16 protein-coding genes are annotated in these 14,818 nt (G+C 68.0%); 12 read left to right on the top strand and 4 right to left on the bottom strand.

The window, feature by feature from the left end; genetic code table 11:
* The first annotated feature begins 43 nt into the window (after window positions 1–43).
* The 3 genes from E9536_RS05560 (at window position 44) to E9536_RS05550 (ending at window position 2,784) form a co-directional block, all read left to right on the top strand.
* Window positions 44–838 carry an AraC family transcriptional regulator gene (locus E9536_RS05560; RefSeq protein ID WP_060173279.1) on the top strand — a complete coding sequence of 265 codons (795 nt, stop codon included), beginning with the start codon at window positions 44–46 and terminating at the stop codon, window positions 836–838.
* Between the two features lie 259 nt (window positions 839–1,097).
* Entirely contained in the window at window positions 1,098–2,051 is a 954-nt protein-coding gene (locus E9536_RS05555) for a DMT family transporter (RefSeq protein WP_136469453.1), read from the top strand.
* A gap of 184 nt (window positions 2,052–2,235) precedes the next feature.
* Window positions 2,236–2,784, top strand: coding sequence for a hypothetical protein (locus E9536_RS05550; RefSeq protein ID WP_021158166.1), 549 nt, complete (start codon window positions 2,236–2,238; stop codon window positions 2,782–2,784).
* A gap of 103 nt (window positions 2,785–2,887) precedes the next feature.
* Here the strand turns inward: E9536_RS05550 and E9536_RS05545 are convergent, their stop codons facing one another.
* On the bottom strand, window positions 2,888–3,022 hold the full coding sequence (locus E9536_RS05545) for an entericidin A/B family lipoprotein (RefSeq protein ID WP_021158165.1): 135 nt from the start codon (window positions 3,020–3,022) through the stop codon (window positions 2,888–2,890).
* Window positions 3,023–3,255: 233 nt separating this feature from the next.
* Here E9536_RS05545 and E9536_RS05540 point away from each other — a divergent pair, with 233 nt between their 5' ends.
* The 9 genes from E9536_RS05540 (at window position 3,256) to E9536_RS41330 (ending at window position 11,283) form a co-directional block, all read left to right on the top strand.
* Entirely contained in the window at window positions 3,256–4,551 is a 1,296-nt protein-coding gene (locus tag E9536_RS05540) for an aspartate carbamoyltransferase (RefSeq protein WP_136469452.1), read from the top strand.
* Window positions 4,552–5,017: 466 nt separating this feature from the next.
* Window positions 5,018–7,264 (top strand): TonB-dependent siderophore receptor, encoded by a 2,247-nt coding sequence (locus tag E9536_RS05530; protein WP_136469451.1) that lies wholly within the window; start codon window positions 5,018–5,020, stop codon window positions 7,262–7,264.
* 3 nt (window positions 7,265–7,267) lie between these two features.
* On the top strand, window positions 7,268–8,023 hold the full coding sequence (locus tag E9536_RS05525) for a tetratricopeptide repeat protein (protein WP_136469450.1): 756 nt from the start codon (window positions 7,268–7,270) through the stop codon (window positions 8,021–8,023).
* Complete coding sequence (locus tag E9536_RS05520) at window positions 8,020–8,703, top strand: Fe2+-dependent dioxygenase (RefSeq protein ID WP_136469449.1); 684 nt, start codon at window positions 8,020–8,022, stop codon at window positions 8,701–8,703. The genes E9536_RS05525 and E9536_RS05520 overlap by 4 nt, the downstream gene beginning before the upstream one ends.
* Window positions 8,704–8,790: 87 nt before the next feature.
* On the top strand, window positions 8,791–9,030 hold the full coding sequence (locus tag E9536_RS05515; RefSeq protein ID WP_011659184.1) for a type II toxin-antitoxin system Phd/YefM family antitoxin: 240 nt from the start codon (window positions 8,791–8,793) through the stop codon (window positions 9,028–9,030).
* Window positions 9,027–9,422 (top strand): type II toxin-antitoxin system VapC family toxin, encoded by a 396-nt coding sequence (locus E9536_RS05510; protein ID WP_136469448.1) that lies wholly within the window; start codon window positions 9,027–9,029, stop codon window positions 9,420–9,422. The genes E9536_RS05515 and E9536_RS05510 overlap by 4 nt, the downstream gene beginning before the upstream one ends.
* Before the next feature lie 109 nt (window positions 9,423–9,531).
* Window positions 9,532–10,251, top strand: a complete 720-nt coding sequence (locus E9536_RS05505) for a M15 family metallopeptidase (protein ID WP_060086292.1) — start codon at window positions 9,532–9,534, stop codon at window positions 10,249–10,251.
* Between the two features lie 103 nt (window positions 10,252–10,354).
* Window positions 10,355–10,939, top strand: a complete 585-nt coding sequence (locus E9536_RS05500) for a nucleotidyltransferase family protein (protein WP_021158154.1) — start codon at window positions 10,355–10,357, stop codon at window positions 10,937–10,939.
* Between the two features lie 203 nt (window positions 10,940–11,142).
* Window positions 11,143–11,283, top strand: coding sequence for a hypothetical protein (locus tag E9536_RS41330; RefSeq protein ID WP_021158153.1), 141 nt, complete (start codon window positions 11,143–11,145; stop codon window positions 11,281–11,283).
* Window positions 11,284–11,361: 78 nt separating this feature from the next.
* Here the strand turns inward: E9536_RS41330 and E9536_RS05495 are convergent, their stop codons facing one another.
* From E9536_RS05495 to E9536_RS05485, 3 genes are read right to left on the bottom strand one after another with little or no spacing between them, the layout of a single operon-like run.
* Window positions 11,362–12,120, bottom strand: coding sequence for an SDR family oxidoreductase (locus E9536_RS05495; RefSeq protein WP_060205092.1), 759 nt, complete (start codon window positions 12,118–12,120; stop codon window positions 11,362–11,364).
* A complete protein-coding gene (locus E9536_RS05490) occupies window positions 12,117–13,664 on the bottom strand; it encodes an FGGY-family carbohydrate kinase (protein WP_136469447.1) in 1,548 nt (515 codons plus the stop codon). Before E9536_RS05490 ends, E9536_RS05495 begins: the two co-directional genes overlap by 4 nt.
* A gap of 29 nt (window positions 13,665–13,693) precedes the next feature.
* Window positions 13,694–14,782 (bottom strand): alcohol dehydrogenase catalytic domain-containing protein, encoded by a 1,089-nt coding sequence (locus E9536_RS05485; RefSeq protein WP_136469446.1) that lies wholly within the window; start codon window positions 14,780–14,782, stop codon window positions 13,694–13,696.
* Window positions 14,783–14,818 lie beyond the last annotated feature (36 nt).

Genomic DNA, 14,818 nt, shown 5'->3' with positions numbered 1-14,818 from the left:
AAAGTGCACGAAATCCGCGCCGCGACCGGCGCGAGGAGCGCACATGCACCGCGTCACCCACTACCGACGGACCGGCGAAGGCATCGAGGCAATCAGCCTCGAATCCGACCGCGCGTTTCCGCGCCACGCGCACGACGAATTCGGGGTCGGCGTGATTGTCAGCGGCGCGCACCGGTCGTGGAGCGGCCGCGGGCAGGTCGACGCCCTGGCCGGCGACGCGATCATGGTCAACCCGGGCGAGATGCACGACGGTTCGCCGATCGAGGCCGGCACGGGCCGGCGCTGGCGGATGCTGTACCTCGCGCCCGCGCTGGTCGCGGGCGTCGCGGCGGAAGAAGGCCTCGGCGGCATCGAGCTGGCGCATCCGGCGGTGCGCGACGCGCGGCTCACGGCCGCCGTCGGCCGGCTCCATGCGCGCATCGTCGCGGGGGAATCCCGGCCGCTTGCCCGCGACGAGGCACTCGTGATGCTCGTCGCCGGGCTGCTCGCCCGGCACGCGAACCGCACGCTGCCGACGGCGGGCGTTGCACCGGCGATCCGCATCGCGCGGGAGCGGCTCGACGCGGCACCGGCCGCCCCCGTTTCGCTCGCCGAGCTGGCCGGCCTGAGCGGCGTGAGCCGCTTCCAGCTGCTGCGCGGGTTTGCCCGTGAACTCGGCATCACACCGCACGCCTACCTGATCCAGTCGCGTGCGCGGCTGGCACGCGCGCTGCTCGCCAGCGGCCTGCCGATCGCCGATGCCGCGGCCGAAGCCGGCTTTGCCGATCAGAGCCACCTGACGCGTGCGTTCGCACGCCAGTTCGGAATCACGCCTGGGAGATTTACGCAGGCCGGTTGATGCCCTGCGTCCTTGCGCAACGCGATCGGTCGCAAGGCGATCGAAGGCGGGCCCCGACGTCGACGACGGCAAGCGCGGCTTGGGCTTGGGCTTGGGCTTGGGCTTCGGCTTGGGCTTCGGCTTCGGCTTCGGCTTCGGCTTCGACAGCAGTCTGCGCGAACGCACGCGCGCAACGCCCCACGCACGGCCCTCGACACTCCCGCGCCCGCTGCAATTTCGTTCAAGACGCGCGATGCCGCCACACGCGACGATGCGGCGCATGAAGACACGACTGATCGGCTATCTCTATCTCGCCGCCGCAATGGCGGGCGTCGGCAGCACCGTCATCGCGAGCCGTCTCGCGGCAGGCGGCCTGCCGCCGTTCACGGCCACCGCGCTGCGCTTCCTGATCGCGACACCGCTGCTGCTCGCGCTGATGCGCGCGCAGCGAATGCGCTGGCCACGCATTTCCACCCGCGACGGCGTGCTGCTCGTCATCCAGGCTGCGGCGGGCGGCGTCGGTTATACGGTGCTGCTGATCAGCGGCACGAAGCTGTCGTCGCCGCTCGACGCAGGCGTGATGCTCGGCACACTGCCCGCGATGTCGACGCTGATCGCGGCCGTCGTGCTGCGCGAGCGGCAGACGCCGCGCGACTGGGCGGCCGCCGCGCTCGCCACGGCCGGCGTGCTGTTCGTCACGTTCGCCCCCGGCCACGCGCTGCCGTCGCTCCGGACGCTTGCCGGCGATGCACTGGTGCTGGCCGCCGTCGCATGCGAAGCCGTATTCATCCTGCTCAACCGGCGCCTTGCCGCGCCGCTGCCGCCGCTCGCGCTGTCCACCGCGATGTCGGGCCTCGGCTTCGTGCTCGCGCTCGTGCCGGCTGTATTCGAATGGCACGCGGTCGCAGACGGCTGGACTGTCGGCGCCGTGTCGGCAATCGCCTACTACGCGCTGGTGCCGACCGTGCTCGGCTACCTGTGCTGGTACGCGGGTTCGGCGCGCACCAGCGGAACCGAGGCCGCGCTGTTCACGGCGGTCGCGCCGGTCTCGGCCGTGCTGTTCACGGTCGCGCTGTTCGGTGAAACGTTGAACGTCACGCGGGTCGCCGGCATCGCGCTCGTCGTCGCGGGCATGCTCGTCGGCGCGACGCGGCGGCGCGAGCGGCTCGCCGACACGCACGATGCCCGGCCGGCCAGCCCCGCGCGCGCGCCCGCTCAAACCGCCGCCGACTGACTGCGGTCATCGCGGGATTGCGGCAACGGCGGCCACTTCCTCCCGTCACATCGTCGTGGCCCGCGCCCCCGGCCACTGTAGGAATGTGTCCGTGTGCCGCAAATCGATTGCGCACCACCCCGCAAGATGCAATATTCGCGTGGCCGGCCCCTTTGACAACCATCGAACAACAATCCGACACGCAATGAACAGGAAGGAAGCCAAAACAAGAATCGCGGTGCTGCTCTCCGCGGGAACGAGGAAGGCCGACGCACTGGCCGAACTGTCCGGACAGGGGCTCAAGGATCGCGTGCTCGCGCACCTGATCGCATCGCGCCCCGACCCCGAGCGCTGCCGCAAGAACAAGGTGCACGTCCGGATCCTGGTCGCGCTCGGTATCGCCCAGCTGGCGATCAGCCTCGTGCTCGCGTATTACTTCTTCGCAAGCGGCGCCGGCACCGGCCTCGTGGCCGTGTTCCTGGCGTTGACCGTGCCGCTGTCGCTGCTGTTCATCTGGGGCTTCGCGACCCATCGCGTCGGCGCCTATCACGCGTTCATCCTGCTGTCGCTGCTGCAGTTGCCGAAGACCATCGCCGAGCTCGGACGCGATCCGTCGACCGCGCTGCCGAGTCTCGTGATCACCGCGTTGCTGGTGGGCTACGTCTGGTACGTGCGCAACCGGATGTTCCCCGACTACGGCTGGTTCACGCCGCGCAAGGTCGAAGGCCGCTACGCGTTCGTCGAACACGCGTGACGCCGCCGGCGTCGCCGGCGTCGTCACGGGCCGAAAAAAAGCGCCGGGCCGCCCCGCAATCGCGGGACGGCCCGGCGCTTTCTGCATTCCGAAACCGGCCGGCTTACTTGGCCTTTTCAGCCGTATCGCTGATCGCCTGGCCGCCCTTCGAAATATCCTGGCCCACGCCGGCGACCGTGTTGCAACCGGCGAGCGCGGCGGTCACCACCAGCAGCATTGCAGCAATCGTACGCGTCATTCTCATTCTCCTTCGAATCAACAAGCCCGACGGGCGAATCGTATGCGGCGCGGTGCCCGGCAAGATGCCGGGCACGGGGCCTGACCTGATTATACGGAGACGGCCGCGACGCGCCACTACGAACCCGCCGCATGTCACATGGGCCACACAGCCGGTTCGCGCAGATTTTCCTTGACTTCAACGCGCCAGGAACTAATATACGCACCGCGTATATTTTCCGCCAGGAGCCGCCGATGACCGTTCCCCAGCAAGCCTTCCTCCGCGACGCGATGCGCCGCCTCAACATGACCCGCGAAGCGTTCGCCAATCGCATCGGCGTCAGCCGGCGCGCGCTGGACACCTGGCTGCTGCCCGACGATTCGCAGGAATCGCGCGGGATGCCCGAGATAGTCGAACGCTTCGTGTCGGAAATCGTCGAGCGCTCGGCACCGGAAGGCGGCGGCTATACGCAAAGCGTAGATAATCAAGGGCTCGCCAAGCAGTTCTTTTTCGAAGGCAAGCCGCAGCTGCTGTCGGTCGACCAGTTCACGCGGGAATCGGTCGAGGCGCTGTTTCGCGTGGCCGACGTGATGCAGCCGATCGCACGCCGCCACAAGATTTCGCGCGTCCTGGAAGGCGCCGTGCTCGGCAACCTGTTCTTCGAAGCCAGCACGCGTACGCGCGTGTCGTTCGGCGCCGCCTTCTGCCGGCTCGGCGGCTCGGTGTGCGACACGACGGGCTTCACGTTCTCGTCGATGGCCAAGGGTGAATCGATCTACGACACGAGCCGCGTGATGGCCGGCTACGTCGATGCACTCGTGATCCGCCACCCGGAGAAAGGCTCGGTGGCCGAGTTCGCGCGCGCGACCAACCTGCCCGTGATCAACGGCGGCGACGGCCCCGGCGAGCACCCGAGCCAGGCGCTGCTCGATCTCTATACGATCCAGCGCGAGTTCTCGCGGCTCGGCAAGATCGTCGACGGCGCGCACATCGCGCTGGTCGGCGACCTCAAGTACGGCCGCACCGTGCACTCGCTCGTCAAGCTGCTCGCGCTGTACCGCGGGCTGAAGTTCACGCTCGTGTCGCCGCCGACGCTCGAGATGCCGGCCTACATCGTCGACCAGATCGCGACGAACGGCCACGTGATCGAGCAGACGACCGACCTCGCGGCCGGGCTGCGCGGCGCGGACGTCGTCTACGCGACGCGAATCCAGAAGGAGCGCTTCACCGACGAGTCGTTCGAAGGCTACACGCCGGATTTCCAGATCAACCAGGCGCTCGTCGATACGGTGTGCAAGCCCGACACGCTGATCATGCACCCGCTGCCGCGCGACAGCCGGCCCGGCGCGAACGACCTGTCGGTCGACCTGAACCGCGACCCGCGCCTCGCGATCTTCCGCCAGACCGACAACGGCATTCCGGTGCGGATGGCGATCTTCGCGGTGCTGCTCGGCGTCGAGAACCTCGTCCAGCATTCGATGCGCGACGCGACGTGGCGCCCGCCGGCATATCTCGGGCCGGAGGACGCAGTGTTTCACGGCGTCGATTGAACCGTATCCAGGGTCTCGCGCCCGCCTGCCGTCGTTTCAGGTTGACGGGCGCGCTCGCCTGAAGCAGAACGCGCCGCATCGCACGGCGCGTTTTTCAATTGCGGGGCAGCCCGCGGGGCCGGCAGCCGTGGGCTCGCTAGCGCGCCCACGGGTCGATTACGCGAATCCCCATTGCCTCGAACGGCGTGACGTCGCGCGTGGCGACGATCAGGCCGTTCGCTTCGGCCGTGCCGGCGATAAAACCATCGGATGGTGCAATTGCATCAGGTCATTCGGCCAATCTTCCCTCCGCAACGACCCCGTCACATTCGTCAACAATTCCCTAACAAACGAGAACAAGAACGCTTCTCATTCGCGATGAAATTACATAGAATGCCGCCTGAAAACAAATCGTAATAATTCCCGGCGGCGTGCACATTTCCGCAGCGCACCGCCCCGGGGCCACACCGCGAGGTCGAAGCGCACCATGAAGTCACGTCCCGACGAGCTGAAGCTCGGCAAATTCACCACCCTGTGCAGCGTGCTCGCCGCCAGCCCGGCATTCGCGGCGGACGGCACGCCGCCGCCCGCCCCGGCCGGCACCGAAGGCCATCTCGCGCCGATCGAGGTGCAGGGCAAGGCCGAGCACAGCTACAAGGCCGATTTCTCCGCTTCCGTGAAATTCACCGCGCCGCTCGTCGACACGCCGAAATCCGTCACCGTGATCCCGCAGGAGCTGATCCAGAACAGCGGCGCGTCGACGCTGACGGAAGCGCTGCGCACCGTGCCCGGCATCACGTTCGGCGCCGGCGAAGGCGGCAACCCGCTCGGCGACCGTCCGTTCATCCGCGGCTACGACACGCAGGGCAGCATGTTCGTCGACGGCATGCGCGACACGGGCGCCACGACGCGCGAGATCTTCAATACCGAGCGCATCGAGATCACCAAGGGTTCCGACGGCGCATACGGCGGCCGCGGCGGCGCGGGCGGCAGCATCAACCTGATCACGAAGGCCCCGCACCTCGGCACCGCCGCCGCCGCGAGCGCGGGCCTCGGCACCGACCGCTATCGCCGCTTCACGGCCGACGGCAACTGGCAGTTCGCCGATCACGCCGCGTTCCGCCTGAACCTGATGAGCCACAACAACGACGTCGCCGGCCGCGACGCCGTCAACAACGAGCGCTGGGGCGTCGCGCCGTCGATCGCGTTCGGCCTCGGCACGCCGACGCGCGTAACCGCGAGCTACTACCACCTGTCGACCGACGACATGCCCGACGGCGGCATCCCGTATTTCTATACGGCGTCGAACAAACCGGCGAACGTCGGCACGATCTATCCGGCCCCCGTCGACCGCCACAACTTCTACGGGCTGATCGACCGCGACTTCCGCAAGACCACGTCGGACATCAGCACGATCAAGATCGAGCACGACATCACGTCGGCGCTGACGATCCGCAACACCACGCGTTACACGGAATCGACGCAGGACTACATCTGGACCCAGCCGGACGACAGCCAGGGCAACGTGGTGAACGGCAAGGTCTGGCGCCGCAACAACAACCGCGACAGCTCGATCAACAGCCTGGCGAACCTGACCGAGCTGTTCGGCGAGTTCCGCACCGGCCCGTTCAAGCACAGCTTCACGACCGGCATCGAGCTGACGCGCGAATGGGGCAAGCGCGATTCATACAAGGTCGCGACCGACACCGGCAAGGTCTGCCAGAACGGCATCGGCGCCGCATCGGGCTACAACTGCACGAGCCTGTGGTCGCCGAACCCGAACGACCCGTGGGCCGGTTCGATCACGCGCAACAACGACTACGCGCATGCACGCACCACGACGAAGTCGATCTACGGCTTCGACACGATCGAGATCACGCCGCGCTGGCAGGTCAACGCCGGCGTGCGCGTCGACGACTACTCGACCCGCTTCACCGACACCAAGGCCAACGGCGGCAAAACCTATACGCGCGACGACACGCTCGTGAACTGGCAGGCCGGCCTCGTGTTCAAGCCCGCGCAGAACGGCAGCATCTACGCGTCGTACGCGACGTCGTCGACGCCGGCCGGCATGCTGCTCGGCGAAGGCAGCGAAACGCAGTCGCTCACGCCGGGCCGCGGCGGCGTCGGTCCGAACGCCGACCAGATGGCGCCCGAGAAGAACCGCAGCATCGAGCTCGGCACCAAGTGGAACGTGCTGAACGACAAGCTGTCACTCACCGCCGCGCTGTTCCAGATCGATACGACGAACGCGCGCGTGACGCTGCCGAACAACCAGTACGCGATGGTCGGCAACAAGCGCGTGCAGGGTCTCGAACTCGGCGTCGCAGGGCAGATCACGAAACAGTGGCAGGTGTTCGGCGGCTACACGTACATGAAGAGCGCGCTGCGCGACAACGGCAAGGACGCGGCGAACAACGGCAACCGCTTCCCGAACACGCCGAAGCACAGCCTCACGATGTGGTCGAACTACGACGTGACGCCGAAGTTCACGGTCGGCGGCGGCGCGTTCTACATGTCGGAAGTGTTCGGCGATCCCGCGAACCTGCGAGCGGTGCCGTCGTACTGGCGCTTCGACGCGATGGCGCAGTACCGGATCAACAAGAAGCTCGACCTGCAACTGAACGTGAACAACCTGTTCAACCGCACCTACTTCGACCAGGCGTACCCGGCACACTACGCGTCGATCGCACCGGGCCGCTCGGCGTTCGTCACGCTGAACGCGCGCTACTGATCGATGGAGGCCGTGTCGCTGAAGGCGCTCGCGTCGGTATCGCCGCGCGAGTTCGCCGACATCCTGGCCGGGCCGCCCGAGTGCGCCGCCGCGTGGGTCGCTGCGGCGGCCGACAACGGCATCGTCGATGCGCAGGCCGTCTACGGGCAGTACCTGCTCGACGGGCATGGCGTCGCGCGCGACCCGGCGGCCGCGTTCAACTGGTTCCGGCACGCGGCGCGGGCCGGCCACGCGATGGCGATGAACATGCTCGGCCGCTGCTACGAGTTCGGCTGGGGCACGGCCGCGTGCGCGCCGGTCGCCGTGTACTGGTACCGGCTCGCCGCTCAGGCGGGGCTCGACTGGGGCATGTACAACTACGCGACGGCGCTCGCGCTCGGCAACGGCGTCGACGAGAACCGCGCCGACGCACTCGACTGGTTCCGCCGCGCGGCCGCGCTCGGCCATGCGAAATCGATCAACCTGATCGGCGGCTTCTACGAGGACGGCTGGGTCGTACCGGCCGACCCCGACGCTGCGTTCGACCACTATCGCCGCGCCGCCGTCGCCGGCGACTTCCGCGGCCAGTTCAACTATGCGCGGCTGCTTGCCGAGCGCGGACGCATCGACGAAGCGCTCGGCTGGCTCGAGCGCGTGCCGGCCACCGCTACCCCCGCGTTCGTCGCGAAGATGCGCGCGTATCTCGCGTCGTCGCCGATCGACGCATTTCGTGCGGCGGCAATGCAACTGGCGCCGCACGTCATGGAATCCGCAACATGATGCTTCATATCCCCGGCGTGTTGACCAAGGCGCAGGTCGCGGAATGCCGCGACCACCTCGACGCGGCCGAATGGGTCGACGGGAACGCGACGTCCGGCACGCAGTCGGCGCTCGCGAAACGCAACCGGCAATTGCCGGAAGGCTCGCCCGCCGCACGTGCGGTGGGCGACGCGATCCAGGACGCGCTCGCGCGCCACCCGCTGTTCTTTTCGGCAGCGCTGCCGCTCAAGGTGTTTCCGCCGCTGTTCAATCGCTACGAAGGCGGCGAGACGTTCGGCACGCACGTCGACAACGCGATCCGGCTGCTGCGCGGCACGGATTTCCGCGTGCGCAGCGACCTGTCGGCGACACTGTTTCTCGAGGAACCCGATGCGTACGACGGCGGCGAGCTGTGTGTCGAGGATACGTACGGCACCCATCGCGCGAAGCTGCCGGCAGGCGATCTCGTGCTGTATCCGGCGTCCAGCCTGCATCATGTGACGCCCGTCACGCGCGGCGAGCGCGTCGCGTCGTTCTTCTGGATCCAGAGCATGGTGCGCGACGACGGCGACCGCACGCTGCTGTTCCAGCTCGATACGCAGATTCAGGCGCTGTCCGCCGAGAAAGGCGCGAAGGACCCGATGGTCATTGCGTTGACGGGGATTTATCACAACCTGTTGAGGAAGTGGGCGGATGCGTAACGCGAACGGTTAACGCTGCCCCCGGCGCTTGCGCTGCGTCAGACTCCATGACTAAAATGACCACCGTCAAATGACCATGCTCATATCATGATGCCGCACGCTCCCGTATCGAAATCCGAATTCAAGGCCCGCGCACTCGAATACTTCCGGCTCGTCGAGGCGTCGGGCGAAAGCCTGATCGTCACCGATCACGGCAAGCCGACGCTCGAGATCCGGCCGTATCACGCACGCGAAGCTCAGCCGTTGGACATATTGCGCGGCTCGGTCATGCGCTATGACAATCCTCTCGATCCGATTGCGGAAGATGATTGGGAGGCGTCGCGGTGATCGTGCTGGATACACATGCATTGGTATGGTGGGTGGCGGGCGACCCGTCGCTCAGCAAGAAGGCGAGAAGCGCGATCGATCGCGCCCGGAGCGAAGGCGCGCTCGCCGCGTCCGCGATCTCCGCGTGGGAGATTGCGATGCTGGTGCGCAACGACCGCCTCGCACTGACGATGGATGTCGAAGTATGGCTCGCCACCGTCGCGCAAATCGACGGGATGCGCTTCGTGCCCGTCGACGCCGACATCGCCGCGAAATCCACCAACCTCCCCGGCGCGTTCCACAAGGATCCGGCCGATCGCATGATCGTCGCGACCGCTCGACGGCTCGGCGCGCCGCTCGTCACGCGCGACGAAAAAATCCGCGCTTACGCGCACGTCAAGACGCTCTGGTGAGCGTCGCCTGCCCGCAGGCCGAACCGCCGCGCATCCTCCGCCGGACTCTGGCATATTGGCGAATCGTCTGACAAAAACGACCTCGGCCGGCCAGCCTCGGCGCCGGCTCATGGCCCGCAACCGTCATCGCGCCATTCCGTCCGCTATCGTGATATCGCTCTCCGATCCCGCTGTCCGGTCGATCGCCCTGCTGGAGTCGCACGAAGGGTTTGTCGATCTCGCCGGTTTTCATGACCGCATCGCCGTCGATCCCGGCCGCGACGACGCCGCACACTCGAGCCGGCATTTCCTGAAAGTGCGCCACGGTGTGGCGCAACGGCTGATCGCCGCCGCGCACGCGCTGCCCGACGGCCTGCGCCTGTACGTCAAGGAAGGCTATCGTCCGCTGGCGCTGCAACGCCACTACTTCACCCGGCATCTCGCGCACCTGCGCCGGACGCTGAACCCGCTGCCGGACGAAGACACATTGGTCGCGCTGACGAGCCACTACGTCGCGCCGCCGGAAGTCGCCGCCCATCCGACGGGCGCGGCCGTCGACCTGACACTGATCTCGACGGACGGCGTCGAGCTCGACATGGGCTGCGTGCTCGACGCAACCGACCAGGAATCGTCCGGCGCGTGTTATACGCACAACCCGTTCATCAGCCGGGCTGCCGCCCGCCACCGCCAGGTGCTGATCGCCGCGCTGACGGGCGCCGGCTTCACCAATTACCCGTCGGAATGGTGGCATTGGTCATTCGGCGACCGCTATTGGGCCGTCATGCACAACCAGTCGCACGCAATTTACGGTCCCGTCGAGGAAAGCATGCTCGACGAAGCCGCGCGCTGACGTTCTTTCCGACAAAACGAACCCGCCCCGGTAACATCCTCACTTGTCGATCCCTGCCCGCTCCCGCACAATCGCAGCACCTGCATCACTCTCCCCCGCGCCGATGTCCTATGCGTCACTCGCCACCGGCGTCCTCCTCGCCGGCGGCCTCGGTCAACGCTTCGACCCGAGCGGCCTGCACAGCAAGCTGCTCGCGCTGCTTCCCGACGGCACGCCGGTTGCGGTCGCGGCCGCCCGCCGTCTCGCGGCGGCCACGGCCGACGTGATCGCCGTCGTGCGTCCCGGTGCCGAAAAACTCGCGATGCTGCTGAACGAAGCCGGCTGCCATGTCGTCTACGCGCCCGACGCCGTGCGCGGCATGGGCGCAAGCCTCGCGGCCGGCGTACGCGCGACGCCCGACGCGAACGGCTGGCTCGTCGCGCTCGGCGACATGCCGTGGATCGCGGCGTCCACCTACGAAAGCGTCACACGCGCGCTCGACGCCGACGACGCGTCGATCGTCGCACCCGCGCATCGCGGCGCGCGCGGCCATCCGGTCGGTTTCGCCGCGCACCACTTCGATGCGCTCGCCGCCCTCGACGGCGACACCGGCGCCCGCGCGCTGTTCGCCAGTGCACCAGTCAGGCTGCTCGACGTCGACGATCCGGGCATCGTGCGCGACGTCGATACACCCGCGGATTTGCGCTGACACCGATCCCGCCCCGCACGCGGAGCGGCGCATGGCCCGCTCCCGCGCAGCAGGTGTCGGCACGAAAACCGCGTCCGTGCGGATTGCACCGACGAAAGGCGCTCCACCGCGACAATCCCGCTGCAAATGCACGGCCGATTGCCTATAACGGAGACGAGGCGCCCCCGCCGCGCCACCGCCGTCACGCACTGCGCGAGTTCTCCATGACCGATCACACGACCCCGACGCCCGAGCCACCGGCCGACCCGAACCGCGACCCGGAAGACGACCCGCTGTCGTCGCCGCCCGGCCATCACGACAACCCGCAGCAACCGGACGGACCGCCGAGCAAGGATCCGGTCTAGCCGCCGGGCGGCCGCGCCGCACATTCGCCGTGCATTCGCCACGGGTTCCGGTCATGCGGCGCCCGAGTACGACGTTGCCTAACGCGCCGTGTACCCGCCGTCGATCGGCAGCGACACGCCGCTGACCATCGATGCCGCATCGCTCAGCAGGAACAGGATCGGCTCGACGACCTCGTCCGGCTCCGCAAATCGCCCGAGCGGAATCGCGGCCAGCATCGGCGCACGCTTTTCCGGATCGCTCCACGCGAACTGCGCCATCGGCGTGAGGGTGACCGTCGGGTTCACACTGTTCACACGAATGCCGTGCGGCCCGAGTTCGATGCACAGCACGCGCGTGATCGCGTCCATCGCCGCCTTCGACGCGCAATAGCTCAGATGCGCGGGCAGGCCGACGAGCGCGGCCTGGCTCGATACGTTGACGATGCTGCCCCGCGCCTGCGCTGCGCCACGTCCGTCGCGCGCGATCATCTTCCGCGCGACGGCCCGTGCAACGAGCGCCGCGCCGCGCGCGTTGACCGCCATCACGCGATCGAAATGCGCGGCGCTCACGTCGAGCGCCGATTCGAGCGACGCGATCCCCGCGCAATTCACGAGGCCGTCGAACGCGTCGTGCGCGGCAAGCGCCGCATCGATCGCGTGCTCGTCACCGCCAACGTCGACGCGCAACGTCTCGCACGCAACCTCGCCGGCCAGCGCGTCGAGCGCGGCCAGGTCGCGCCCCGCCGCAACGACCCGCGCGCCCGCCCGCGCCAGCGCGACCGCGCACGCGCGCCCGATCCCGCTCGACGCGCCCGTGACGAGCACCCGCGAACCGCCGAAATCGAATCGACTTTTCATGATGGCGTGTGCAACCCGTGCATGATCGGTTCGAGCGCCGGATACAGCGCCGTATAGAGCGCAAAGCGCGCCGTATAGGCTGCCGCGCGTTCGGCATCGGGCCGCGCGCGCTCGACGAGCGTGACCCATCCGCCTTGTGCATCCTCGTGCGACACGAGCCCCACCCCGACTCCCGCGAGCAGGGCCGCCCCCATCGCGGCTTCGACGTCCTGCTCGATCGTCCACACCGGGAATCCCGTCACGTCCGCGATGATCTGCATCCATAGCGCCGAATGCGCGGCCCCGCCCACGACGATCAGCCGGTCGTCGAGCGCGGCCGCTCCGCGTCGGCCGGCCTCGATGTTGTGCCGCAACGCGAACGCGACACCTTCGAGCACCGCGCGATACAGGTGCGCGCGCGTGTGCGCGAGACTCAGCCCGACGAATGCGCCGCTCGCCTTCGCGTCCCACACCGGGCTGCGTTCGCCCATCAGGTACGGCAGGAACAGCACGCCATCGGCGCCCGGCGGCACGCTTTCGGCCGCCTCCTCGAGCAACACGTGCGGATCGCCGTGCGGCAGCAGGCGTGCCGCATCGATCTCCGCGTGACAGAACTGGTCGCGAAACCACGCGACCGACGCGCCCGCCGTGATCGCGCCGCCGAACACGTACAGGTCGCGCTGCCCGTTGAACACGTGCGGCATGCTGACGAGCCCGTGCCGCGCATCGACGTGCCGGCTCACGTAACCCCAGCACATGCTGGTGCCGATCATCGCGACATGCTGCCCCGTGCGCGTCGCGCCGGCCGCGAAGGTCGCGACGGCCGCATCGACGCCGCCCGCGACAACGGGCGTGCCGGCCGGCAGCCCGAGTTGCTCCGTCCATTGCGACAGCAGGCCGCCGACGACGTCCGTCGATTCGACGAGCCGCTCGGGCATCATCGTCGCCGGGATGCCGAGCATGTCGAGCGCATCGTCGGACCATTCGCGGCGCGCGACGTCGTACACGCCGCCGATGTTGCCGGCCGAGCTGTAATCGACTGCAACCTCGCCGGTCAGCAGGTAGATCACGTAGGCGTTCGGCGGCAGGAAGTAGCGCACGTTCGCCCACACGTCCGGCCGCTGGTCGCGCAGCCACAGCATCTTCGTGAAGCCGTAATAGCTGTCGACGCCGTTGCCCGTGATCACGCGCAGCCGCTCGACGTTCACGTTCGCATTGATCCAGTCAACTTCCGCGGTCGCGCGCCGGTCCATCCAGATCAGGCACGGATGGACCGGCCGCATGTCGCTGTCGACCGGAATGCCCGAGCCGCCGTACAGGCTGCCCACGCACACCGCGCGGATCGCGTCGGCCGGCACACCCTGCGCGCGCGCATCGCTCACGCAGCCGGCGATGCATTCGAGCACGGCGTCGAACCACACCTGCGGCCATTGCTCGGCCCACAGCGGGCGCGGCGTATCGGGCTGGTAGCCGGCCGAGCGCCGCGCGACGATCGTGCCGTGCCGGTCGACGAGCAGCGCCTTGGTGCTCTGCGTGCCGATGTCCACGCCTATGACGTATTCCATGATGTCTCCGGTGAGGCGCACGCCGGCCGTCAGCGGGCCGGCTTCAGCAGCACCTTGATCGATTCGGGCGATTTCGCGACGCGGATCGCGTCGTCCCACTCCTCGAGCGCGAAATCGTGCGTGACGATGCCTTTCGACGTGACGAGCCCGCGCGCGAGCAGGTCGATCGCGACCGGGTAGCAGTATGGCCCCAGGTGCGCGCCGCGCACGTCGAGCTCCTTGCGGTCGCCGATGATCGACCAGTCGACGGTCGCATCCTCGCCGAACACGCTGAATTCGACGAAGCGGCCGAGCTTGCGGATCAGGTCGAGCCCCTGGCTCACGCCGACCGGCGCGCCGGTCGTCTCGATGTAGACGTCGCAGCCGTAGCCGTCGGTGAGCGACCGGACGATCTCGCGTGCATCGTCGCGCTTCGGGTTGATCGTCACGTCGGCGCCGTACTCGCGCGCGAGTTCGAGCCGCTCGTCGATCAGGTCGATCACGACGAGTTTCTTCGGCGTCTTCAGGTGCGCGACCTGCGTCATCATCAGCCCGAGCGGGCCCGCTCCGGCGATCACGACCACATCGTCGAGCTGCAGGTCGCCGCGGTTCACCGTATGGATCGCGCACGACAGCGGCTCGATGATCGCGGCGTCTTCGAGCGACACGCCGAGCGGGATCCTGTGGACGATCGCGGTGGGCGGAATGCGCATGTATTCGGCCATCCCGCCGTCGGCCACCTCGCGCTGGAAGCCGAAGATGTTGTGCACTTCGCACATCCAGTACTGGCCCGACCGGCAATAACGGCACTTGCCGCACGGCACGATCTGCTCGGCGATCACGCGGTCGCCCACCGTCACGCCGAAGTGCTCGGCCGCGCCGTCGCCGAGCGCTTCGACATGGCCGAAAAATTCGTGGCCGGGAATCACGGGCGCCTTGACCCACGGGTTCGGGCCGCCCCAGAACATCTTCGCGCCCGTATAGCACTTGCAGTCGCTTGCGCAGATGCCGCACGCGGCGATGCGGATCACGAGTTCGTTCGTGCCGGGGCGCGGCTTCGCGACCTGTTCGACGCGGTAGTCCTCGGGGCCGTGGCAAACGACCGCGGTCATCCGCGGCGGGGCTTCGGGTGTCGTCATGGATAGTCTCTTTCAGTGATGATTCGGATGTCTGAA

The organism is Burkholderia sp. LS-044 (genome assembly GCF_004803625.1).
In the GTDB taxonomy this organism is placed as follows: Bacteria; Pseudomonadota; Gammaproteobacteria; order Burkholderiales; family Burkholderiaceae; genus Burkholderia; species Burkholderia cepacia.
This window is presented reverse-complemented; position numbering and strand designations above follow the sequence as displayed.

Coding starts and splice junctions, on each gene's coding strand:
- E9536_RS05505 (WP_060086292.1), top strand. CDS start 9,532: ATGGCCCGCAACCGTCATCGCGCCATTCCGTCCGCTATCGTGATATCG.
- E9536_RS05495 (WP_060205092.1), bottom strand. CDS start 12,120: ATGAAAAGTCGATTCGATTTCGGCGGTTCGCGGGTGCTCGTCACGGGC.
- E9536_RS05530 (WP_136469451.1), top strand. CDS start 5,018: ATGAAGTCACGTCCCGACGAGCTGAAGCTCGGCAAATTCACCACCCTG.
- E9536_RS05555 (WP_136469453.1), top strand. CDS start 1,098: ATGAAGACACGACTGATCGGCTATCTCTATCTCGCCGCCGCAATGGCG.
- E9536_RS05520 (WP_136469449.1), top strand. CDS start 8,020: ATGATGCTTCATATCCCCGGCGTGTTGACCAAGGCGCAGGTCGCGGAA.
- E9536_RS05525 (WP_136469450.1), top strand. CDS start 7,268: ATGGAGGCCGTGTCGCTGAAGGCGCTCGCGTCGGTATCGCCGCGCGAG.
- E9536_RS05490 (WP_136469447.1), bottom strand. CDS start 13,664: ATGGAATACGTCATAGGCGTGGACATCGGCACGCAGAGCACCAAGGCG.
- E9536_RS05550 (WP_021158166.1), top strand. CDS start 2,236: ATGAACAGGAAGGAAGCCAAAACAAGAATCGCGGTGCTGCTCTCCGCG.
- E9536_RS05545 (WP_021158165.1), bottom strand. CDS start 3,022: ATGACGCGTACGATTGCTGCAATGCTGCTGGTGGTGACCGCCGCGCTC.
- E9536_RS05515 (WP_011659184.1), top strand. CDS start 8,791: ATGATGCCGCACGCTCCCGTATCGAAATCCGAATTCAAGGCCCGCGCA.
- E9536_RS05500 (WP_021158154.1), top strand. CDS start 10,355: ATGTCCTATGCGTCACTCGCCACCGGCGTCCTCCTCGCCGGCGGCCTC.
- E9536_RS05540 (WP_136469452.1), top strand. CDS start 3,256: ATGACCGTTCCCCAGCAAGCCTTCCTCCGCGACGCGATGCGCCGCCTC.
- E9536_RS41330 (WP_021158153.1), top strand. CDS start 11,143: ATGACCGATCACACGACCCCGACGCCCGAGCCACCGGCCGACCCGAAC.
- E9536_RS05485 (WP_136469446.1), bottom strand. CDS start 14,782: ATGACGACACCCGAAGCCCCGCCGCGGATGACCGCGGTCGTTTGCCAC.
- E9536_RS05560 (WP_060173279.1), top strand. CDS start 44: ATGCACCGCGTCACCCACTACCGACGGACCGGCGAAGGCATCGAGGCA.